Annotated in this window: 16 protein-coding genes; 5 read left to right on the top strand and 11 right to left on the bottom strand. The window is 54.2% G+C overall.

All coding sequences use genetic code 11. The annotated features are described in order from the left end of the window. Positions 1–10: 10 nt before the first annotated feature. From TU92_RS12300 to TU92_RS12285, 4 genes are all read right to left on the bottom strand, one after another. On the bottom strand, positions 11–1393 hold the full coding sequence (locus tag TU92_RS12300) for a glycoside hydrolase family 1 protein (protein WP_112167616.1): 1383 nt from the start codon (positions 1391–1393) through the stop codon (positions 11–13). 25 nt (positions 1394–1418) lie between these two features. Further along, positions 1419–2747 carry a PTS sugar transporter subunit IIC gene (locus tag TU92_RS12295; RefSeq protein WP_112167511.1) on the bottom strand — a complete coding sequence of 443 codons (1329 nt, stop codon included), beginning with the start codon at positions 2745–2747 and terminating at the stop codon, positions 1419–1421. Beyond that, positions 2744–3067 (bottom strand): PTS sugar transporter subunit IIB, encoded by a 324-nt coding sequence (locus tag TU92_RS12290; RefSeq protein WP_112167510.1) that lies wholly within the window; start codon positions 3065–3067, stop codon positions 2744–2746. The genes TU92_RS12295 and TU92_RS12290 overlap by 4 nt, the downstream gene beginning before the upstream one ends. A gap of 269 nt (positions 3068–3336) precedes the next feature. Further along, a complete protein-coding gene (locus TU92_RS12285; RefSeq protein WP_112167509.1) occupies positions 3337–4032 on the bottom strand; it encodes a pirin family protein in 696 nt (231 codons plus the stop codon). A gap of 524 nt (positions 4033–4556) precedes the next feature. Between TU92_RS12285 and TU92_RS12280 the strand changes: the two genes are divergently transcribed. After that, on the top strand, positions 4557–5054 hold the full coding sequence (locus tag TU92_RS12280) for a GNAT family N-acetyltransferase (RefSeq protein WP_112167508.1): 498 nt from the start codon (positions 4557–4559) through the stop codon (positions 5052–5054). Here the strand turns inward: TU92_RS12280 and TU92_RS12275 are convergent. Next, a complete protein-coding gene (locus tag TU92_RS12275; RefSeq protein ID WP_112167507.1) occupies positions 5051–6277 on the bottom strand; it encodes an MFS transporter in 1227 nt (408 codons plus the stop codon). The two genes, TU92_RS12280 and TU92_RS12275, sit on opposite strands and share 4 nt — an antisense overlap. Before the next feature lie 197 nt (positions 6278–6474). Here TU92_RS12275 and olsF point away from each other — a divergent pair, with 197 nt between their 5' ends. Further along, entirely contained in the window at positions 6475–8175 is a 1701-nt protein-coding gene (olsF, locus tag TU92_RS12270; RefSeq protein ID WP_112167506.1) for a bifunctional ornithine lipid synthase OlsF, read from the top strand. 139 nt (positions 8176–8314) lie between these two features. Continuing rightward, positions 8315–11746 carry an autotransporter outer membrane beta-barrel domain-containing protein gene (locus tag TU92_RS12265; protein ID WP_112167505.1) on the top strand — a complete coding sequence of 1144 codons (3432 nt, stop codon included), beginning with the start codon at positions 8315–8317 and terminating at the stop codon, positions 11744–11746. A 120-nt stretch (positions 11747–11866) separates the two neighbouring features. Here the strand turns inward: TU92_RS12265 and TU92_RS12260 are convergent, their stop codons facing one another. The 3 genes from TU92_RS12260 to TU92_RS12250 form a co-directional block, all read right to left on the bottom strand. Further along, positions 11867–13072, bottom strand: coding sequence for a serine hydrolase domain-containing protein (locus tag TU92_RS12260; protein WP_112167504.1), 1206 nt, complete (start codon positions 13070–13072; stop codon positions 11867–11869). Positions 13073–13531: 459 nt separating this feature from the next. Further along, positions 13532–15085 (bottom strand): peptide MFS transporter, encoded by a 1554-nt coding sequence (locus TU92_RS12255; protein WP_112167503.1) that lies wholly within the window; start codon positions 15083–15085, stop codon positions 13532–13534. A 299-nt stretch (positions 15086–15384) separates the two neighbouring features. Then, on the bottom strand, positions 15385–16587 hold the full coding sequence (locus TU92_RS12250; protein WP_112167502.1) for a BaiN/RdsA family NAD(P)/FAD-dependent oxidoreductase: 1203 nt from the start codon (positions 16585–16587) through the stop codon (positions 15385–15387). 322 nt (positions 16588–16909) lie between these two features. Between TU92_RS12250 and pitA the strand changes: the two genes are divergently transcribed. After that, positions 16910–18415, top strand: coding sequence for an inorganic phosphate transporter PitA (gene pitA / locus TU92_RS12245; RefSeq protein WP_112167501.1), 1506 nt, complete (start codon positions 16910–16912; stop codon positions 18413–18415). 106 nt (positions 18416–18521) lie between these two features. Here pitA and uspB read toward each other — a convergent pair whose 3' ends face one another. Beyond that, positions 18522–18857: a universal stress protein UspB gene (uspB, locus tag TU92_RS12240; RefSeq protein ID WP_112167500.1), complete on the bottom strand. Its 336-nt coding sequence runs from the start codon at positions 18855–18857 to the stop codon at positions 18522–18524. A gap of 348 nt (positions 18858–19205) precedes the next feature. Here uspB and uspA point away from each other — a divergent pair, with 348 nt between their 5' ends. Further along, the gene (gene uspA / locus TU92_RS12235; protein ID WP_014333460.1) at positions 19206–19646 is read left to right on the top strand and encodes a universal stress protein UspA; all 441 of its coding nucleotides are present in this window, start codon (positions 19206–19208) and stop codon (positions 19644–19646) included. A gap of 110 nt (positions 19647–19756) precedes the next feature. Here the strand turns inward: uspA and rsmJ are convergent, their stop codons facing one another. Then, positions 19757–20503, bottom strand: coding sequence for a 16S rRNA (guanine(1516)-N(2))-methyltransferase RsmJ (rsmJ, locus tag TU92_RS12230; RefSeq protein ID WP_112167499.1), 747 nt, complete (start codon positions 20501–20503; stop codon positions 19757–19759). A gap of 9 nt (positions 20504–20512) precedes the next feature. Beyond that, positions 20513–22573, bottom strand: a complete 2061-nt coding sequence (prlC, locus tag TU92_RS12225; protein WP_112167498.1) for an oligopeptidase A — start codon at positions 22571–22573, stop codon at positions 20513–20515. Between the last annotated feature and the right edge of the window lie 17 nt (positions 22574–22590).

The following is a 22590-nucleotide window of genomic DNA, read 5'->3' as shown; positions in this document are numbered from 1 at the left end:
GCGTTATCTGTTAGTCGAAGCCGTGTTCGGCGGCGACCTTCGCGAACCATTCGCCGCTTTTTTTCACCGTGCGTTTTTGCGTGTCGAGATCCAGCTGCACAAAGCCATAGCGGTTTTTGTACGCATTCATCCATGACCAGCAATCGATAAACGTCCACATATGATATCCGAGACAGCCACTGCCTTCCTGCAACGCGCGATGCAGCCATTTGAGATGCCCGCTGACGAACTCAATGCGGTAATCATCATCGATCCGCCCGTCCTTCTCAAAACGCAGCTCATGTTCCACGCCCATGCCGTTTTCAGAAATAAAACAGCGCGGATTACCGTAGTTTTCACGCAGGTTGGTCAGAATATCGTAGATGCCCTGCTCGTAGATTTCCCAGCCACGGTGCGGGTTCATCTTACGCCCCGGCATGACGTAGTTGTCAAAGAACCATTCCGGCATGAACGGGCTTTCCGGATTCACCATACTGTCGCGGCACTGAATGCGGCGTGGCTGGTAATAGTTGATGCCGAGCAAATCCACCACGCCCTGTTGCAGCAACGCTTTATCGCCATCCTGACAGGCCGGAAGCTGATCGTGCTTTTTCAGCAACTCTACCAGTTCTTGCGGATATTCACCGCGCAGCGCCGGATCGAGGAAGCTGCGGTTAAACATCAGATCGGCAATGTTCGCGGCTTTGAGATCCGCCGGGTTCTGTGAGCGCGGATAAGACGGCGTCAGGTTAAGGATAATACCGATTTCGCCGCCCTGCTGACGGACCCGATAAGCTTTCACCGCCAGCGCATGTGCCAGCATCGTGTGATAAGCCACGGTCGCTGCACGTTTGAAATCCACCACATTCGGATAATGGAAATCATACAGGTAGCCGCCTTCCACCGGCACAACCGGCTCGTTGAAGGTAAACCAGTGTTTCACGCGGTCGCCGAACAGTTCGAAGCAGGTATCGGCATATTTCTCATAGGCATGGACCACCTCGCGGTTTTCCCAGCCACCGATTTCCTGCATCGCCATCGGCATGTCGAAATGGAACAGGTTGATGAACGGCTGCACGCCCTGCGCCAGCATTTCATCGATCACCTGATTGTAGAAGGTGACCGCTTCTGGGTTCACCTCACCGCGCCCGTTGGGGATCAGGCGCGCCCACGAAATCGAGGTGCGGAATGTGTTGTGGTTCAGCTGCTTCAGCAGCGCGATATCCTCGCGCCAGTTTTTATAAAACGTCGATGTGTCCTGCGGCCCGACATCGCCATGAAAACGCGTCGGTTGCTGCGAATACCAGTGATCCCAGACCGTGGCGCTTTTGCCGTGGCTGAGGGTTTCCCCTTCAGTTTGCGGCGCAGAGCTGGCACTGCCCCACCAGAATTCTTTTGGAAATTGATATTTCATCGTCATCCTCGCTGTCCGTTAGCTTTTAGCTGTTTGCTGGCACGGCGTTACCCGCCGTTTGTGTAGTAGCCTTTTCCGCTTCCTGTTTCAGCAACGTACGTTCGTAGGCTTTCAGGAACGGGTAATACATTACTGCCGATAACACCATACAGAAAAGACACATAATTACCGGGCTGAACGCCCAATTTGCGGCCCATGACGCACCAATTGGCGCAGGCGTCGTCCAGGGCGTGAGCGACACCACCTGCGCGACCAAGCCAAGTTTGGTGGCGGTATAGGCGAAGACGGCGTTGAGCATCGGTACCAGTGTGAAGGGCAGGAAAAACACCGGATTCATGATAATCGGCGTACCGAACAGAATCGGTTCGTTGATGTTAAAGAAGCTCGGCACCACGCCCATTTTGCCAATGGTGCGCAGATGCACGGCCTTGCTGCACAGCAGTAAAATCGCCAGCGGCAGGGTCGAGCCGACGCCACCAATCAGCAGATAATGATCCCAGAAACCTTGCAAATAAATGTGCGGCAGCGGTGCGCCAGCCTGTAACGCGGTCTGGTTGAGCGCCAGATTGGTCATCCAGAACGGGTTCATGATGCCGGTGACAATCAGCGCGCCGTGGATCCCGGCGAACCACAGAACCTGACAGATAAATACCGAGATCAAAATCGCAGGCAGGGAATCCGACGCGGATACCAGCGGCGCCAGCAGATGCATGATGGCTTCAGGAATGATCATGCCGGTGGTGGACTGAATAAACAGGTTCAGCGGATGCAGCGTAGCGACAATCACGATAACCGGGATCAGAATTTCAAAGGAGCGCGCCACGCCGGTCGGGACTTCTTTCGGCAGGCGAATAGTGATGTTGCGGCGTTTGAGCAGCGCATACACTTCGGCGGCATAAATGGCGGTCAGGATGGCAGTGAAAATGCCTTCGCCGGAGAAATACTGGGTGGAGATTTGTTTGTCATGATACGGCGCAGCGACCAGCAGGAAGGCCATAAACGCCAGCAAACCGGTCATGATCGGGTCGAGTTTATAATGCTTACCGAGACTCGCACCGATGCCGACCGAGATGAAAAACGTCATCACGCCCATGCTCAGATACCACGGCAGCATCAGCTGTTCGCGGTATTTCAGCGACAGATCTAACCAGCCGCGCGCGAAGCTGTTGGTGGTATCGGGCGAAAAAGGCGGGAAGATGAACACCAGCATGAACGAGCCGATGATCATAAACGGCAGCGCGGCGATAAAGCCGTCGCGGATAGCAATCACGTGCCGTTGCTGGCCGACGCTTCCGGCCAGCGGCGTGATGTGCTTTTCGATGACGTTGACCATCGCCTGATAGAGACCACTCATACGCGGCTTCCTTCCTGTGCAATCAGCCCGTAAGCGAAGTCCAGCACGTTATCACCGCGCTGCATGCCGTAATCCATCATGTTGATGGTTTCGACCGGAATATTGAATTCAGCCGCTCTGGCGGATAAGTCGGCCTGCATGTAACGTACCTGCGGCCCGAGCAGCACCACCTGATAATCACGGAATTTCTCGTCAAACTCGCTGGCACCGAATGCTTCGATCTGCACTTCCTCACCGCGTTCAGCCGCGACCTCTTTCATTTTGCGAACTAACAAACTGGTCGACATACCCGCCGAACAACAAAGCATGATTCTTTTCATTTTGCTTTTCTCCCAGATGATGGATGTTCTGCCCGTTTTCTCTTGCTGAGGGTATTTGAGTCTCTTTGGAAACCGGTTTCCATGGGTGAAAGAGCGGAATGAGAGCGTGCTCATAAAATCGGGACTGGTTCGCATCAGGCTGTGAAAAGCATCACGAAGTTGAATAAATTATCAGCACGTCCTGGGATAAAGGACTATGCCGGACGGCCAGCGTCAGAGAGCAGACGTAAAAAAGGCGACCGGAGTCGCCTTTTGATTGGACACTATTTTCAGACCGGTGGCAGATCGAACAGCAGGATTTCACTGTCTTCATCGGCATGCACGGACAGCGCCGTTTCATCCCAAATCGCCAGCGCATCGCTTGGTCCGGCTTTCTGGCCGTTAATCGACACGGTGCCTTTCACCACCTGGATCCAAACGCGACGTTCTGCCTGAATCTGATACACAGACTGTTCGTCTTTTTTCAGCGCCCAGCGTGACAGTTCCATATCCTGGAACACTTTCAGCGAACCTTCGCGGGCATCCGGCGAAAGCACCAGCTGACGGCCTTGTGGCGCGTCGAACATACGCTGTTCGTAACGCGGTTCCAGACCTTTTTTGTCAGGAATGATCCAGATCTGATACAGATGCAATTTACGGTCTTTATTACCGTTGTACTCGGAGTGAGTCACGCCGGTACCAGCACTCATTATCTGGAATTCACCCGCCTGAATTTGCTCTTTGTTGCCCATGCTGTCCTGATGTTCCACGGTGCCTTCGAGCACGTAGGTCAGGATTTCCATGTCTTTGTGCGGGTGTTTACCAAACCCTTGTCCTTCGTCGATGAAGTCTTCATTGATAACCCGCAGTGCGGAGAAGCCCATGAAGTTCGCATCATAGTAATCGGCGAAAGAAAATGTGTGCCAGCTTTCCAGCCAGCCGTGACTTGCGTGACCGCGTTCTTGTGCTTTGCGTAAGTAGATCATGTTCAACTCTCCTCAATGTTTTCTCTAGTCTAGTCAACGGCCGGGAATAAGAAAGCGTAAAAATCTCACTCCTCTGTTCAAAAAATATGAACAAATGCAGATGGCTAAATTCAAAGGAATTGTTGGAGATTTAAGCGTTAACAGGAGAGGTTTTTCCCAAAATAGTTCGTGTTGGGAGAAGGCGGCAAGCGAGAGAGCCCTCGGGCGCATAGATTACTCTGTGAACGGGGTAAACGCGTGCAGCCAACGCACTACCGGCACGAGATATGAGGGGAAAAGGGCAAAAAAAAAGCCAGCACCCGGCTGGCTAAATAATACTGGAAGCAATGTGAGCAATGTCGTGCATTCATGGGGACCCGTTTGACCTTGGTGTGAGGCCATCCCCGGAACGCATGGCAATAATAATCATTATCATTCGCACTTGTAAAGCATTATTTTTAATCACACGCAGGATTGACACTTTTTCAATTCCTGATAAATCTAGAGGATATTCAAACAGTAACCACAATAAAAGGAGTGTCGCTATGAGCGAAATCGTTATCCGCCACGCAGAAACCACGGACGCAGAAGCGCTTCAACACCTCTACGCTCAGGTTCCCGTGTACAGCGACACTCTCCAGCTTCCGTATCCGCCTGCCGCCCTATGGGAAGGCCGTCTGGCTAATCCGTCACCGAACCGCTTCGCGCTGGTGGCCTGTATCGACGGCAAACTGGTGGGCAATCTGACGCTGATGGTCGAAGAGCCCTGGCGACGCCGCCACGTAGCCACGTTTGGCATCGGCGTAGATACCGGTTTTCAGGGAAGAGGCGTGGGCAGCAAACTTGTCGCGGCCGCGCTGGACCTGTGCGACAAATGGCTGCATATAAAACGCGTCGAGCTGACGGTGTATGCCGATAACGAGGGGGCGATCGCGCTGTATAAGAAGTTTGGTTTCAGCGTTGAAGGGCTCAGCCCGTGCTATGCGCTGCGTGACGGCGATTACGTCGACACGCTGCATATGGGCCGTATCCGTTCGTATTAATCGGTTTTGACACAGGCGCTGGCTTTCTGCGGGGACTGGCTTAACAGCAACCGCAGAACCAGCGCCATGGCGATAAAGACCAGCAACGCCGAGCCCAGGTAAATCGCATCAATCCCCGCCTGCGCCATCAGAATGCCCGCCAGAGGCCCGGTCACGCCCAGCGATAAATCCAGGAATGCCGAATAGGTCGCCAGCGCACTGCCCTGATTTTCCTGCGGCAATTTTTTGACAGCCACCACGCCCAGCGCAGGAAACACCAGTGAGAAGCCCGCACCGGTGAGAAACGCGCCGCCCATTGCCACCGCAGACGTCGGGGCGAAAAACACCAGAATCAGCCCGATGATTTCTACACCAAAGCACAGCAGAGAGACACGCAGTCCGCCGAAGCGGTTGATACAGTTGGGGAACAGCAGCCGCATACCGACAAAGGCCGCACTGAAAAAGGTCAGGGAAAACGCCGCGCCCGACCAGCCTTTGGCGTCATAAAACAGCGTAATGAAGGTGGCGATCACGCCGAAACCGGTAGACGCGAGGCCAAGCGCAAGCCCGTAAGGCAACACTTTGCCGAGCACCTGACGAAACGGGATCTGCGACGTGGCTTTCCCCGCGACCGGCGTTTTACGCCATGCTGCCAGCAGCGCAGTCAGCGCTACCGCAATGATGCACACCGAAAGCAGCGTCAGGCCGCCGAGGCTGAAAATCCACACGCCAAGCGGCGCACCGATAGCCATCGCACCGTAAGTCACCACCCCGCTCCACGAAATCACTTTGCCGATATGCAGGGAGCCGACCACACCAATGCCCCACAGTGTTGAGCCGGTTCCGGCAAAACTTTGCCCTGCGCCCAGCAGCAAACGCCCGACGCACAGCAGCGCCAGACTGGCTGCCGGTGATGCATCAAACCACAGCGCCAGCAGGTAAAACACGCCGCTGAGCAGGCACCCGCTCAGCCCGAACATGACGACTTTTTTTGGCCCGACTTTATCGGCATAACGCCCGGCGTGCGGGCGACTCAGCAGCGTCGCGAAGTATTGCAAACTGATCACCAGCCCTGCCCAGAACGCGCTGTAACCAAGATGGTCATGCACGTAACCCGGCAAAATCGCCAGCGGTAAACCGATGGTCAGATAGTTGGCAAAATTAAACACCAGAATCGAAAGAATACGCAGTGTGGTCTTTGAGGAAGGGGCAGGAGAAATCTCGGGCGAAGCGGGACCAGGCATGGAAATCAGCGTCTCACGAAAGAAGGTTTAGCCGTTATAAGAAACCGCGCAGGAGCGTTGACTTTATGGGTATTTGGCTATTTTCGCAACAGATTGAACCGCCGTTTTATTCAGCCTTCCTCTTACTGCCACAAAAGTGACACATCGCTGTCACACGCGCTGCTTATGGTCGGATTACTTCAACCGGAGGACATCCTATGTTCAGCATGGATACCCTGTTTCAGGATCTCGACCCGCAGCACAAAACCCCTTCCTGGCAACGCCGTCTGTTAAAAACCCTGTTCCGCGAGAAAGAATTTCACCGCTTTGCCGACCAATATCAGCACCTGAAAGGGATCGATATGGTCGAGCAGGTGCTTGAGCAGTTTAACATTCGCTGTGAACTGACCGAACGCGACCGCGAGCAGATCCCAAGCTACGGCCCGGTAGTGGTCGTGGCGAACCATCCGATTGGTACCCTCGACGGCCTGGCGCTGCTGCATGCTGTAGCCTCGGTGCGCCCGGACGTGAAAGTGGTCGCCAATCAGCTGCTGTCGCTGGTTTCGTCGCTCGGCAGCCTGATGATCCCGGTGGATAACATGGGCAACCGCACGCGGCGTCATCAGGTGACGCAGATGCAGGAACATCTGGAGAATCAGGGCGTGCTGATTGTCTTTCCGGCGGGTGAAGTCTCGCGCCTGAGCTCGAAAGGGGTGCGCGACGGTAAATGGCACACCGGTTTTATCCGCCTCGCTGCCAAAGCCCGTGCGCCAGTGGTGCCGGTGCATATCAGCGGCAGCAACAGCGCGTTATTTTATTTCAGTTCAATGGTTTACCGCCCGCTCAGCACGCTGCTGCTGGTGCATGAGATGTTCGGCCAGCGCGGCAACAGCCTGACGCTGAAAATCGGCGCGCGCATCCCTTTTTCCAGCTGGCACGACGGACAAATGCTGGTGGGCGATCTGGCTGCACGTTTTCGTAAACACGTTTATCGTCTCGGCGCTGGCAAACCGGGTCTGTTCCATACTGAATCATCGATTGCCCGCGCCGAAGACCGCGCGGTGCTAAAACATGCTCTGGAAGCCAGCGAAGTGCTGGGCAAAACGCCGGACGGTAAGATGATTTATCTCTACCGCCGCCACGGCGAAGACACCGTGCCGATCCTACGCGAACTCGGGCGGCTGCGAGAAATTGCCTTTCGCGCCGTCGGGGAAGGCAGTGGCCGTCGTCGCGATCTCGACGGGTACGACGACGATTATTTCCATTTGGTATTGTGGGATCCGCAGGCGCTGGAAATTGTCGGCGCGTACCGGTTTATTCCAACTGCCGATCAGGTCGCCAGCAAAGGCCTGAACGGTATTTACAGCCAGAGCCTGTTCCAGTACGGGCATCAGATGGATCCGATTCTGGCGCAGGGAATTGAGCTCGGGCGCAGCTTTATTCAGCCTGCGTATTGGGGAAAACGCGGGCTGGATTATCTGTGGCTGGGCATCGGTGCCTATCTGGCGAAGTATCCGCAGACCCGCTATCTGTTTGGCCCGGTGTCGATTTCCGGCGGAATGCCGCTGCCCGCGCGTGATTTGCTAGTGGCCTTCTATCGCTTGTATTTCGCCCCTGCTCTTCCGCTGGCCACCTCCCGCCGTCCCTATCCGGCTTCACTGCCGGACGTGTTAGCGCAGTTTTGTGGTGACGATTATCAGGAAGATTTACAGCGTCTGAAACGTCTGCTGGCCAATCTCGGGAGCAGCATTCCGGCGTTGTATAAGCAGTATTCCGAACTTTGCGAAACCGGCGGCGTGCAGTTTATTGATTTCGGCAGCGACCCGGAATTCAATCACTGTATCGACGGGTTAGTGCTGGTCGATCTCAGCCGCTTAAAACCGGCAAAGTTTGAACGTTATATCGCGGTACATCAGTAACTTATCCTCTTCTCACTTCTGCACTTTTCACTCTTCGGACGCGTCCTACAACCATGAAGGACGCGCCTGACTGTTGATGGTTTCTTCATCGCATATAGTCGCTGGCAACAAACTCAGCGGATGAAGAGACACCCCACTCATGAACAAAATCTATCGCGTTATCTGGAACAGCGCCCTGCGCTGTTTTATGGTCACCTCTGAACTGGCGACCGGGAAAACCAAATCCAGCTCCGGCACTAAGGTTGGCATGATTACCACCGCCGTGCTGCTGACGTCCTTTACGGCGACAGCTGCACCGAACGGCCAGGTGGCCGTAAACAATGCCTCGGCCACTTACGATGATTATCAGGTCGCCACGACGGCCAACTCGCAATATGCTCTCTGGGCCGCAAACAATGCTGACCTGACCTTTACCAATAATCAGGCGTCCACCACCGGAAGCGCAGCTTATGCTGCACTGGTGCAGAGCGGCTCAACGCTGAATCTGGATAACGTGCAACTCGGCACGTTCGGTACGAATACCCACGTGCTTTATGCCACTGCCGCCACCGTCAACGCCAACAACCTGCGTATGCTGGCTGTCGGTGCGGGCACTTATGGGATTAATCTGCTCGGTAACAGCGTATTTAATGGCACCGACGTGAAGATTAGCAGCACCGCAACCGGCATTTTGGTGGCCGATTCGACACTGGATATCGATGGGTTAGAGATAATCACCAGCGGCGCTAGCGGCTACGGCATTCGTTACACCGGTGCCGCCGCCGATGCCAATGTCAAAAATGCCACGATCAATACTGCAGGTGACACCGGCGTGGGCATATTAGCTCAGGCGGGAAGCATGACGGGTAATAACATCGCCATCACCACAACGGGGAATAATGCCCGCGGTATATTCATGCAGGGCGCAGATACCCAGCTGAATATCGATACCCTGAGCATCGACACGCAGGGCACCAACAGTTATGGCATTCAGAGCGCGATGACCGGCAACGGCGCACTCCATGTCAGCAATGCGACCATCAGCACCGCTGGCTACGGTGCCAGTGGGATCCTCGCCCAAAGCGGTACCACGACAGCGAATAACGTCGCGATCACCACTACAGGCGTCAGCGCACGCGGTATTCTGGCGTCGGGGACAGACGCACAGGTGGTGGTTGACGGCGGTACGATTACGACATCGGGCGGCGGAGCCTACGGTGTTCAGGCTGCGGGGGGTGCCAGCGTTGACGTCAGTAATTTGGACATCACCATTAACAATACCGGGCAGTTAGATGTCGGTGGTGCAGCCGCTCTGGTGGCGACAACGGGCAGTACGCTGAAAGCCGACTCCATCAACATCACAACTAACGGCAACGCGGTGTGGGTATCTGATAGCCAGTTTGATGGTAATAACCTGATTATCAATAAAACCGGTGGATACCACGGCCCGGCAGTCTGGAGTTATGGTACGGGCATAATGAACCTGACCAATAGCCAGATCACCCTTAATACACCCGCGTCTTATGGCGTGGTGAGCGACGGTGAATCCGCCACGCTCAATAACGTGAGCATCAAAAGCGACGTCGGCGGTTGGGGTGTCGAGACCCGTTTTAACTCTCAGCTGAACGCCAAAAACGTCGATATTGTAATGAACAACGCTAACGGCGAACTGACCACTCTGCCTGAAGCGGGGATCTGGAACCGTAATGGCACAGGTCTTACAACATCAAGCTTTGAAGATTCCCGCGTCGTGGTGAACGGCAGCAATGCCACCGGCATACTGGCGAGCACCGGAGAGCAGCAAATCGCCTTAAAAAACACGCTGATTTCCAGTGATAACACGGCAGTGACGGTACTCGCAGGCTCTTCGTTCAACCTGACCGCAGATGGCTCAACGCTGAGCGCCAAAAATCTGCTGGTCGGCGGCCAGGCAAATGACGCTGGTGACACCGTCGGTTATATCAACATTAACGCCACCAACGGTTCGATACTGAGCGGAGACGTAAGCATCGACCGCGATGTGAACAGCAAAACCGCGCTTTCCCTCGATGCATCCGCATGGAAAGGCGTATCCACTGGCCTGCATACGCTGAACCTGAACAACGCCAGCCAGTGGACGGTTACCGGTGATTCCAACATCGGCGCGCTGAACCTCAACGACAGCACCGTGATGTTCAGCCACTTTGATGACAGTTTCGAAACCGTCATCGTCGAGGGTGATTACACCAGCAGCGGCGGCACCTTAGTCATGAACAGCGTGCTGGCGGGCGACAACTCGGCGCATGATTCCCTTAAGGTCACCGGCAACACCGCCGGTGACACCAACGTGGTCATGAACAAAGCCGGTGGCAGCGGCGCAGAGACCATACAGGGTATCGAAGTGATTTCGGTGGGCGGCAATTCCGACGGCGAATTCATCCAGAAGGGCCGTATCGTGGCCGGTGCGTATGATTATCACCTGATGCGCGGCCTCGGCGAACAGGCGAAAAACTGGTATCTCATAAGCGACGTGGCGCCCGTCGATCCGGTGAGTCCCATTGATCCTGTGGATCCGACAGTTCCTTTGGATCCTGTAAATCCGGCCAAACCTGTGGATCCTGTGGTACGCCCTGTTGTGCCGACGAAAATGATCACCCGTCCGGAAGCGGGCAGCTATCTGGCAAACATGTCGGCGGCGAGCAATATGTTTAACCTGCGTCTGCACGACCGTGGCGGCGAAACGCTGTATACCGATGCGATCACCGGTGAGAAGAAAACCACCAGCCTGTGGATGCGTAACGTTGGCGGCCACAACACCAGCAAAGACAGCAGCGGTCAGCTGGATACGCAGACCAACCGCTACGTGTTGCAACTCGGCGGTGATCTGGGCAAATGGTCATTCGACGGTACCGACAGCCTGCATATCGGCGCGCTGGCCGGATACGGTAATGCACAGAGCACCACCGACTCCAACGTGACCGGCTACCGCTCGAAAGGTCAGGTCAACGGCTACAGCCTCGGCGTGTACGGCACCTGGTATCAGAACGCCGAAGCACAGACCGGCGCCTACGTGGACAGTTGGGCGCAATACAGCTGGTTTAACAACAGCGTGAAAGGCGACGGTTTGCCGCAGGAAAGCTATAAATCACAGGGCGTGAGTGCATCACTGGAAGGCGGTTACAGCTGGAAACTCGGTGAAGACAGCAAGAAAAACAGCTACTTCATTGAGCCTAACGCGCAGGTTATCTGGAGCAACATCCAGGCGGATTCACTGACCGAGAACAACGGCACCCGCGTCAGTACGCAGGGCAACGGCGATGTACAGTCCCGCGTCGGGGTTCGCGCTTCGATGAAAACGCACAGCGAAAAACAGCAGCCGGTGTTCCAGCCGTATCTCGAAGCGAACTGGATCAACAACAGCCAGAACGCGGGAGCGACACTCAACGGCGCCAGCATCGGACAGCGCGGCAGCAAGAATATCGCCGAAGTCCGCGCCGGTGTTGACGGGCAACTGACCCAGCGGGTCAATCTGTGGGGCAATATCGGCCAGCAGATGGGCAGCGAAAGCTATCGTGACACCAGCGCCACGCTTGGGGTGAAAGTCAGCTTCTGATGTAAAGACGTTAGATATACTTGAAATATCAATTTAAAGGGCTCACGTGTTGAGCCCTTTTTTATGGAGTAAGTTTTTCAGAAAACCGTGCTCGGATATTTCGCAGCCATCAGACTGACTTTATGGGCAGGTTCCCCGATAGTCGTCCGCCATTGCCATTTTCAGCAACAGGTCATGGCCGATATAATTGCTCCAGTTGAAAGAGTTCTGTAAGACAACGACCGCATTCTTATGCTTTTTATCGAAACCAATATAACTTGAGTACCCGCCAATATAACCAACCTGATAAGTGATCACCTGATTATCTTTATGGTCAGTAACCCACGCGATATTGGCTGCTTCGATATTACGCTCGAAATAAATCTTTTCAGACACTCTTATCGCCGAATTAAGCTCGCTTGGTTCTGAATCTGTAATATGCGCACGGAGGTATTTCAGCAAGTCGTCAACGTTACTGTATAAGTTCGCCGCAGCGACCATATTATTCGTGAAATACCAGTCGGGTACTACTTTGCCACGGCGGATAAATTTCGGCTGATCGCCCGCATGGCCTATTGCGCGATACGGATACGCTTTCAATGTCGGGCCGTGAAAACTGGTACTGCCCATTTTCAGCGATCTGAAAATAAAGTCATAAGACAGCTGCTGGATATCTTCGCCGGTCTTTAACTTCAGTATGTATCCGAGCAGCGCATAACCCAGATTAGAATATTGAGGCTCCGGCGTTTGCGGACGTTTAAACGAGGAGAGATCGTTCAATACCGCATCGCTGTCCAGTTCGTTATAGAAGTTATCACCGGTGTAGAGATACTTAAGGAAGCTCTGCAACATGTCTTTGTTCATGTTTTGGCGCGGTAAACCCGAGGTGTGGGTCGCCAGTTGCAACAAGGTAATGTTCTTCGCATCGTCACTCAGCGGGGTGTTTTTCGGCAACAAATCAGACAGTTTATCGTCCCATTTCAGCAGCCCTTTATCCACCAGCCCCGCCACGACTTCACCGGTCACGCCTTTACTGATTGAACCCAGCGCGAACAACGTTTCTCCGTCGATTTTGTGAGCCTTGACCGCATCGGTATAACCGTAGCCCCACGTCCGGGAAGTACCGTCATTGCGGATGATGCCTATCGCCAGTCCGCTGGCCTTTTCCTTTTTGATGTACTGGGAAACGATGCCATCGACCATCCCGTCGATATTTTTCGTGCAGGCAAGCTGCTTCACCGCCTGGGGACTTTCCTCCACCTGCATCTCAGACAGCGTGCCGCATGAGGTCAGCAGCAAAGGCAGCAGGGTACTTAAACCGGCCAGTCTTCCCGATACTCTTTTCATTGCATTGATTTATCAAGCGAAGTAGTACCGGAACAATGACGGGTGTACATCAGACGACCTTGCGAAAGTGGGGGACGCACGCCGGATGGCGCACTGCAGGCCGCACACTGAGTGATTTCGTTGATTTTTACAATCGGAATGTGACGCGAAAAACCAACATCAGGAAACCGTAAACACTCAGGCAGGCTCTGAAATCTCGTGGAACCCGCTGATAAAACCTTCCAGCGAGCGCCTGGCCTTTCGTCAGAGCAGAGTGTGAGGTCACAGATTAGATAAACGCGATGTCATGGATGACAGTCTTTTGAGTGTTATTAACAACAACCTGAGTTTTTTAAATAAACCGAAAAATAGAAACTCATTTTATTTTGGAAATTCATGGTAGCGGGCTTCGTCGTAAAAAAAGGCCGATCGTCAGATCGGCCTCCTTCATTTCACGCTATGCAAAAATGCTATGCCCAATCAGGCAGAGGTCGCAGGTTTCTGCTCAGAACTCGCCTGAGCATTTTGCAGCATACGTCGAACCGGAATGATCAGCACAAACAGCACCGCTGCGCAGATCAGCAACGCAATGGAACAGCGCGCGAAGAGATTCGGCAGCATATCCAGTTGATCGGCTTTCACGTGACCGCCAATCAGACCCGCCGCCAGATTACCCAGCGCACTGGCGCAGAACCACAGCCCCATCATCTGCCCGCGCATTCTTTCCGGTGCCAGCAGCGTCATGGTCGCCAGACCAATCGGACTGAGGCAAAGTTCGCCCAGGGTCAGCATCAGAATACTGCCTACCAGCCACATGGGTGATACGCCTGCGCCGCCGTTGGTCAGCACATTTTGTGCCGCCATCATCATGATGCCAAATCCCGCAGCCGCACATAAAATACCGATGATGAACTTGGTGATGCTGCTTGGACGCACATTGTTGCGCGCCATCATCGGCCATGCCCAGCTAAATACCGGCGCAAGAATGATGATAAACAGCGCATTGATTGACTGGAACCATACGGCCGGGATTTCAAAATCACCGATCATGCGGTTGGTGTAGTCATTGGCAAACAGGTTGAATGAGGTCGGCTTTTGCTCGAACGCGGACCAGAAGAAGGCAGCAGAAACCAGCAAAATAAAGCAAACCAGTAACCGGGCGCGTTCTTTGCGGTTCAGGCCGGCAAACACAAACAGGTAAATAAAGTAGAGGGCCACCGAGGCGGCAATCACGTAGACCAGCACACTGGCGACCGCGACCGGATTGATCACAATCACGCCCTGAGCAATCAGCGCAACGACGATCGCCACACCCACCGCCAGCGCCAGTAACCATGCGCCAACGCCCTTTTTCTTCGCCACCGGGTTATTCCAGGTGGAATCTAAACCGACTTCGCTGTCATAGCGTTTCATCGACGGCACGGCAAACAGGCGGAAAATCACCAGTGCGATCAGCATCCCGATACCACCGATACCAAAACCCCAGTGCCAGCCATGGGTTTTTATCAGCCAGCCGGAGATCAGCGGCGCGATAAATGACCCCATGTTGATGCCCATATAAAACAGCGAGAAACCGCCGTCACGACGCGCATCGCCTTTTTTATACAGCGTGCCCACCATGACTGAGATACAGGTTTTGAACAGGCCAGAGCCGAGGACGATAAACATCAGGCCGATAAAGAACAGGCTGTCGCCCATAAAAGCAGAGAGCGCAATCGACAAGTGGCCGAGAGCAATAAGGATCGAACCGTACCAGACCGCTCTTTGCTGCCCGAGCCAGTTATCCGCCAGCCAGCCACCCGGCAGCGCGGCGAGGTACATACAACCCGCGAAGATACCGACGATAGCCGAGGCGTTTTCACGCGCGAGCCCCATGCCGCCTTCGTAGACCGTCGCCGCCATGAACAGGATCAGTAAAGGACGGATCCCGTAAAACGAGAAGCGCTCCCACATCTCTGTGAAGAACAGCGAGCGCAGCGGATAAGGATGGCCTAAGAAGGTCCGGCCTTCATTTTTACTACCAGAGGAATGCATAAATTCTCCAAAAAGTCTGACGGAGTGTTTGCGAACACTGAACTGCGCGGCGGCTGTCTGGTGGGCCGCTCATCATCATTCAGCCATTATTATTTGATAACAATTGGGGGTTATCTCTAGTGCCAACCGCAGGACTTTAAGATGAAAAGTCGACCATTGTCCACTTTTACAGACTTTTTGACGGTTGATAGGGGAAATGACGGTGAGGAAAATACGTGGCATTGAGATGGATAAAAGTTATGCGGGAGCACATCACTGCCTCTGGGCTGATGGAGTGATGTGCTAAGAATATTGAATATTTATGATTTTCGCGTAGACACCAAATCCTGCGCACACGCCCACGCTGAACTCCATGCCCACTGGAAGTTATAACCCCCCAGCCAGCCGGTGACGTCTACCACTTCGCCGATGAAATACAGACCGGGGACTTTGGCCGCCGCCATCGTTTTCGAGGAAAGCTCTTTGGTATCGACACCACCGAGAGTCACTTCCGCCGTGCGGTAACCCTCGGTGCCGTTCGGCTGCACCTGCCAGTTCTGCAGTTGCTCAACCAGTTCGGCCTGTTGCGGCACGTTCAGCTGTTTCAGCGTGACGTCCGGTAGCTGACCGAGGGTTTGCAGGCATTCGACCAGACGCTTCGGCAGTTGCATCGCCAGCGTGTTTTTCAGGCTTTGATTCGGATGTTCCTGTCGCTGAGCGTTGAGAAACGCCGCCAGGTCAGTGTCTGGAAGTAAGTTAATGCTCACAAACTCACCCGGTTGCCAGTAGCTGGATAGCTGTAAAACCGCCGGGCCGGACATGCCGCGATGGGTAAACAAAATGCTTTCGCGAAAAACGGTGCCATCCTGCGCGGTCAGCACCGAAGGCACCGACACGCCGGACAATGTCTGCAAATGGTCGAGCAGCGGTTTATGCAGGGTAAACGGCACCAGACCGGCGCGGGTCGGTAAAACTTTCAGGCCAAACTGCTCGGCCAGACGATAACCGAATGGCGTTGCGCCCAGACCCGGCATGGAAAGCCCGCCGCTCGCCACCACAAGTGAGTGAGTACTTACAGTTGAGCCATTCACTTTGATAATAAAGCCGTCTTCAGTTTTCTGAACGTCGGAAATCTCGCTACGCAGACGTACATCCACATTCCCCAGCTCGCACTCTTTATCGAGCATAGCGACTATCTGTTGGGCGGAGTCGTCGCAGAATAACTGGCCGAGCGTTTTCTCATGCCAGGCGATGCCGTAGCGGTTGACCATGTCGATAAAATCCCACTGGGTGTAACGCGCCAGTGCGGATTTACAGAAATGCGGGTTTTCCGAAAGATAGGCAGCAGGTTCGGCATATAGATTAGTAAAATTGCAGCGTCCGCCCCCGGACATCAAAATTTTGCGTCCGGTTTTCTTGCCATTATCCAGCAGCAGAACCCGGCAGCCACCCTGTCCGGCCTGCGCTGCACAGAACATGCCTGCCGCACCCGCACCAATGACTACCACATCAACCTGTTCCACTTTTGGCCTCTCTTTTCGTAAAATTCAGCTACGTTTTAAATAGGATACGCTCTGCTTCTGGGCCGATTTTGCCCGCCATGCGCCGCGGATTGTAAGTGACTGACAGGGGTTACACCAGTCGCAGCAGGGTTTTATGGCGCTAAGTAAGCAAATGTTTCAATTAAGAAAGGGTAAATAAATCACTGATTATTATTGATTTAATCTCCGCTTCGGCTTTTTTTGACCCGTTTTTAATCAAAAAAATGTCATATTTTCCTTTTATAGACACCCTGTTCTCGCAGATAATGCGCGGCGTTCATGACCACTAACTGGCGTAACAATTATGCTGCATCTATTTGCCGGGTTGGATTTTCATACCGGTTCGTTATTGATTCTCGCGTTACTGTTTGTTCTGTTCTATGAAGCCATCAACGGTTTTCATGATACGGCCAATGCAGTAGCAACCGTCATCTATACCCGGGCAATGCGTTCGCAATTAGCGGTCGTGATGGCAGGGGTATTTAACTTCCTTGGCGTCATACTCGGTGGTTTGAGTGTGGCTTATGCCATCGTTCATTTGCTTCCAACCGATCTTCTGCTCAACGTTGGTTCCACGCATGGCCTTGCCATGGTGTTCTCGATGTTACTGGCAGCGATCATCTGGAACCTCGGCACCTGGTATTTTGGTCTGCCGGCGTCCAGCTCCCACACGCTGATCGGCGCCATCATTGGCGTAGGGTTGACCAATGCATTGATGACTCACACCTCCGTGGTCGATGCATTAAACATTCCTAAAATGATCGGTATTTTTGCCTCTCTGATTATCTCGCCTCTGGTGGGGATGATTGTCGCAGGAACCATGATTTTCCTGCTGCGTCGCTACTGGAGTGGCAATAAGAAACATGCTCGTATCCACCTGACGCCTGCTGAACGTGAAAAGAAAGACGGCAAGAAGAAGCCACCCTTTTGGACCCGTATCGGCCTGATCCTGTCGGCTATTGGCGTGAGTTTCTCTCACGGCGCAAACGATGGTCAGAAAGGTATCGGCCTGATCATGCTGGTCCTGATTGGTGTGGCTCCGGCAGGTTTTGTGCTCAACATGAGCGCCACGGGTTACGATATCACTCGTACCCGCGACGCCGTGACGCACCTCGGACAGTACTATCAGCAGCATGTTGATGCAGTACCGCACGTGGTCGCGCAAACGCCTCTGGTGCCTGCGCCAGACGTGAATATCGCACCGACCGACGCTACGAAAGTGTTCCACTGCGACAGCAGCCACGCACTCGACGCTATCGGCCGCGCGCAAACGCTGCTGACCAATCTGCCGTCTTACAGCGCCCTGGCACCGGATGAACGCAGCCATATGCGTCGCCTGCTGATGTGTGTGTCTGATACGGCCGATAAAGTGGCGAAGCTGCCGGAAACTTCGCCTGCGGACAAACGCTTCCTCGGCGAATTGAAAACCGACATTCTTCAGACCGTCGAATATGCTCCGATCTGGATCATCATCGCGGTAGCACTGGCGCTGGCGCTGGGTACCATGATTGGCTGGAAGCGCGTTGCGACCACCATTGGTGAGAAGATCGGTAAGAAAGGCATGACCTACGCACAGGGCCTGTCTGCGCAGCTGACGGCGGCGGTGTCTATCGGCGTGGCAAGTTACACCGGTATGCCAGTCTCCACCACGCACGTGCTGTCCTCTGCGGTTGCGGGCACCATGATTGTGGACGGCGGCGGCGTGCAGTCTAAAACCGTGAAGAACATCGCGATGGCATGGATTTTAACCCTGCCGGTCTCGATTGTACTTTCCGGCCTGCTGTACTGGATTGCGCTGAAGCTTATCTGATAAACGTCTGAGCTGCGGTTCAGGTAAGAAAAAGGCGACCTTGTGAGCAATCACAGGTCGCCTTTTTGTTTCCTTTTTCACACATCCTCACAACGATTATTCAGGGTTAATACCAGATGAGCATCGCCAGCATACTGATGAGGATAAGCCCCACCAGCGCGGTCGTCAGAACAAACTGACCACGAACTCTCTCACAACGACGGATAAACTCAGGGTCGTGATGTTCAACGTAACGCTGAGCATAAATATATCGCACCAGCCTTATCTGCTTGCTCGGTTGGCCGTGAGACGTAAAGAATCCACCGCCATCCACGTACTGATACAGCAAGGGATCGCATCCCCGAAGCACCACCAGCAATGCGCGCAGAGAAGAGTAATAGCGCAGCATATTCACCACACACACAAAACATAAAGCCCAAAATAGCGCAACGGGACTGATCATGATTCCCCCTCAAGGAGAACTCACCCCGCGCGATGCGGCCCGCAATCGGCCACACACCCGACGTTTCGCCCTGCCTTTCCGCGATTTCACACCCCCGGACACAACGCGGTCCGCCCCTTTTCACATCACAGAAAATTGCCAAAGCAGGAGAACCCTGCATTCATTGAGTGTAGGAAACGAATCTGGAAATGGGGACGCTGGCTCATATTATTTCTATCTATGCTTTATCAGATAAGGAAATGGGATCTGTATGCTTGATTTCTTTAACCATTTTGGGGCTATACTAAAAGCATGAGTTTCGCATGATGCTGATATTGCTGTTAACCGACTTATGGAAGGAGTTTTCTTATGGCTTACAAACACATACTCATTGCAGTAGACCTGTCGCCAGAGAGCAAGGTTTTAGTTGAGAAAGCCGTCTCCATGGCGCGTCCGTATAACGCCAAAGTGTCCCTGATCCACGTTGATGTGAACTATTCGGACCTGTATACCGGCCTTATTGACGTCAATCTGGGCGACATGCAAAAACGAATTTCGGAAGAAACCCACCACGCGCTGAATGAATTGTCGCAAAACGCCGGTTATCCGATTTCCGAAACCCTGAGCGGCAGCGGCGATCTTGCGCAGGTGCTGGTCGATGCAATCAACAAATACGGCGTGGATTTAGTGCTGTGCGGCCATCATCAGGATTTCTGGAGCAAACTGATGTCCTCCGCGCGCCAGCTCATTAATACCGTCCATATCGACATGCTGATCGTCCCACTGCGTGACGAGGAAGAAGAAGCGTAAATCGCCAAAGCGTTGACGTAAAAATGCCCGCAGGTGAAAACCGGCGGGCATTTTTTTATCCAGAACGCAGGTGCGGTGCTTTCTGGTTTCTTTGCGATCTCGTTGTGTTCTTACAGCGGCGTATAAATATCAAACCGGTGGCTTTTGGTCACCACGGCGGCTTGCGCAGGAATATCGGCCATCGGTGGCGCGTAATCCGGGCGTTTTACCACGATGCGCTTGGTCGCTAAGCGGCGCGCCGGTTCCAGCAGACCATCGGCGTCATCATCCGGACCCACCAGCCCCTGAAACACGCGCATCTCTTTCTTCACCAGCGCACTTTTCTGTTTGTGCGGATACATCGGGTCGAGATACACCACTTCCGGTTTCGGCGAAAGCTCAGAGAGCGCCGTCAGGCTGGACGCATGCAGCAGCGTCATACGCTCACGAAGCCACGGTCCGATTTCCGCATCGCGGTAACCGCGCGCCAGCCCGTCATCGAGCAATGCTGCCACCACAGGATTTCGCTCAAGCATCCGGACTTTGCAACCTAATGACGCCAGCACAAACGCATCGCGGCCCAGTCCAGCCGTCGCATCCACCACATCTGGCAGATAGCGCCCTTTGACGCCCACCGCTTTCGCCACGGCTTCACCGCGCCCGCCGCCGAATTTGCGACGGTGCGCCAGGGTACCACCGACGAAATCGACAAAAATCGCGCCGAGTTTTGGCTCGTCGCGTTTGCGTAATTCCAGACGTTCAGGCGTAAGAACCAGCGCCATCACCGCGTCGGGGTCAGACGTCAGATTCCAGCGCTGCGCCAGAACAGATAAGGCGCCTTCGTCGGCGCCTTCTTCACACAGTAAACACACACTCACAGGCAGAGGTTATCCTTTGATACCGTAATGGCGCAGCATAGCATCCAGCTGCGGTTCACGCCCGCGGAAGCGCTTGAACAGCTCCATCGGCTCTTCGGAACCCCCACGTGAAAGGATATTATCGAGGAATGACTGACCGGTTTCGCGGTTGAAAATCCCTTCTTCTTCGAAGCGGGAATACGCATCAGCTGACAACACTTCTGCCCACAGATAGCTGTAATAACCGGCCGCATAACCGCCGGCAAAAATATGGCTGAACGCGTGCGGGAAACGTCCCCAGCTCGGTGATGGCACCACGGCAACCAGCTTCTTGATTTCACTCAGGGTTTGCAGGATCTGCGCGCCTTTTGCCGGGTCATATTCCGCATGCATACGGAAATCGAACAGACCGAACTCCAGCTGACGCAGAATAAACAGCGCCGCCTGATAGTTCTTCGCCGCCAGCATCTTATCCAGCATCTCTTTTGGCAGCGGTTCGCCCGTTTCGAAATGGCCGGAGATGAATGCCAGTGCGTCCGGCTCCCAGCACCAGTTTTCCATAAACTGGCTCGGCAGCTCGACGGCATCCCAAGGCACACCGGAAATACCGGCGACTCCCGGAGTATCGATGCGGGTCAGCATATGATGCAGGCCGTGACCGAACTCATGGAACAGCGTGGTAACTTCGTTGTGGGTGAACAGCGCCGGTTTATTGCCGACCGGTCCGTTAAAGTTGCAGGTCAGGTAGGCGACCGGCTTTTGCAGCTCACCGTCGGCTTTACGCATGCTGCCGACGCAGTCGTTCATCCATGCACCACCGCGTTTGTGCTCGCGGGCGTACAGGTCGAGATAGAAACTGCCGCGAAGTTCGCCGGTTTCATCAAACAGATCGAAGAACCGCACGTCTTTGTGCCAGGTTTCCACGTCTTTACGTTCTTTAGCGGTGATGCCGTAAATGCGTTTCACCACTTCGAACAGCCCTTCCAGCGCGCGCTGTTCAGGGAAATACGGACGTAGTTGCTCATCGTTGATGGAGAACAGATGCTGTTTCTGTTTTTCGCCGTAGAACGGCAAATCCCAGGCTTCCATCTCATCAACGCCGTAATGTTCTTTCGCGAACGCGCGCAGCTGAGCCAGTTCCTGCTCACCTTGCGGACGCGCACGGGTCGCCAGACCACTGAGGAAGTCGATCACCTGTTTCGGGCTTTCGGCCATTTTGGTGGCCAGCGACATATCCGCGTAAGAATCAAAGCCCAGCAACTGCGCCAGTTCGTGACGCAGTGACAAAATCTCCGCCATCACTTCGCTGTTGTCCCACTTACCGGCATTCGGGCCCTGATCGGACGCGCGGGTACCGAACGCGCGGTACATTTCTTCACGCAGCGCGCGGTTTTCGCCGTAGGTGATGACCGGCAGATAGCTCGGGATATCCAGCGTCAGCAACCAGCCTTCCTGCTCTTTGGATTCGGCCAGCGCTTTCGCCGCCGCCAGCGCGCTTTCAGGTAAACCTTTCAGATCATTTTCATCAGTGATGAGCTTGCTCCAGCCCATCGTGGCATCGAGCACGTTGTTGCTGTAGGTCGAACCGAGCTCAGACAGTCGCGCAGAAATTTCACCATAGCGTTTTTGCTTTTCCTGCGGCAAGCCAATGCCGGAAAGCTCGAAATCACGCAGCGCGTTATCAATGGCTTTTTTCTGCGCCACGGACAGCGTAGTAAAATGCTCGCTGGCTTTTAAATCGCAATACGCCTGATACAAACCGGCGTGCTGACCCGCCCAGGTACTGAATTCAGACAAAATCGGCAGGCACTGCTCGTAGGCTTCGCGCAGCTCCGGGCTGTTTTTCACCGCATTCAAATGACCGACCGGTGACCAGATGCGCCCCAGACGGTCGTCGCTTTCCGCCAGCGGCTGGCACAGATTTTCCCAGGTATACGGTGCGCCTTGCGCGACCACACGTTCGATGGTCTGACGGCTTTCTTCGATCGCAGACTTCATCGCAGGGACAATATGTTCAGGTTGGATCGCAGAGAAAGGCGGCAGGGAGAACGGTTTTAAGAGCGGATTCGACGCGTTTTGCTGTTCAGTCATAGGGCCAGTCCTTCGTT

This window comes from Rahnella inusitata (genome assembly GCF_003263515.1).
Taxonomy (GTDB): Bacteria; Pseudomonadota; Gammaproteobacteria; order Enterobacterales; family Enterobacteriaceae; genus Rahnella; species Rahnella inusitata.
Note: the sequence above shows the minus strand (reverse complement) of the source record. Positions and strands in the feature narration are given on the sequence as shown.

Bases quoted from the DNA above. Each gene is read 5' to 3' on its own strand.
- TU92_RS12300 (WP_112167616.1), bottom strand. From the start codon at position 1,393: ATGAAATATCAATTTCCAAAAGAATTCTGGTGGGGCAGTGCCAGCTCT.
- TU92_RS12295 (WP_112167511.1), bottom strand. From the start codon at position 2,747: ATGAGTGGTCTCTATCAGGCGATGGTCAACGTCATCGAAAAGCACATC.
- TU92_RS12290 (WP_112167510.1), bottom strand. From the start codon at position 3,067: ATGAAAAGAATCATGCTTTGTTGTTCGGCGGGTATGTCGACCAGTTTG.
- TU92_RS12285 (WP_112167509.1), bottom strand. From the start codon at position 4,032: ATGATCTACTTACGCAAAGCACAAGAACGCGGTCACGCAAGTCACGGC.
- TU92_RS12280 (WP_112167508.1), top strand. From the start codon at position 4,557: ATGAGCGAAATCGTTATCCGCCACGCAGAAACCACGGACGCAGAAGCG.
- TU92_RS12275 (WP_112167507.1), bottom strand. From the start codon at position 6,277: ATGCCTGGTCCCGCTTCGCCCGAGATTTCTCCTGCCCCTTCCTCAAAG.
- olsF (WP_112167506.1), top strand. From the start codon at position 6,475: ATGTTCAGCATGGATACCCTGTTTCAGGATCTCGACCCGCAGCACAAA.
- TU92_RS12265 (WP_112167505.1), top strand. From the start codon at position 8,315: ATGAACAAAATCTATCGCGTTATCTGGAACAGCGCCCTGCGCTGTTTT.
- TU92_RS12260 (WP_112167504.1), bottom strand. From the start codon at position 13,072: ATGAAAAGAGTATCGGGAAGACTGGCCGGTTTAAGTACCCTGCTGCCT.
- TU92_RS12255 (WP_112167503.1), bottom strand. From the start codon at position 15,085: ATGCATTCCTCTGGTAGTAAAAATGAAGGCCGGACCTTCTTAGGCCAT.
- pitA (WP_112167501.1), top strand. From the start codon at position 16,910: ATGCTGCATCTATTTGCCGGGTTGGATTTTCATACCGGTTCGTTATTG.
- uspB (WP_112167500.1), bottom strand. From the start codon at position 18,857: ATGATCAGTCCCGTTGCGCTATTTTGGGCTTTATGTTTTGTGTGTGTG.
- uspA (WP_014333460.1), top strand. From the start codon at position 19,206: ATGGCTTACAAACACATACTCATTGCAGTAGACCTGTCGCCAGAGAGC.
- prlC (WP_112167498.1), bottom strand. From the start codon at position 22,573: ATGACTGAACAGCAAAACGCGTCGAATCCGCTCTTAAAACCGTTCTCC.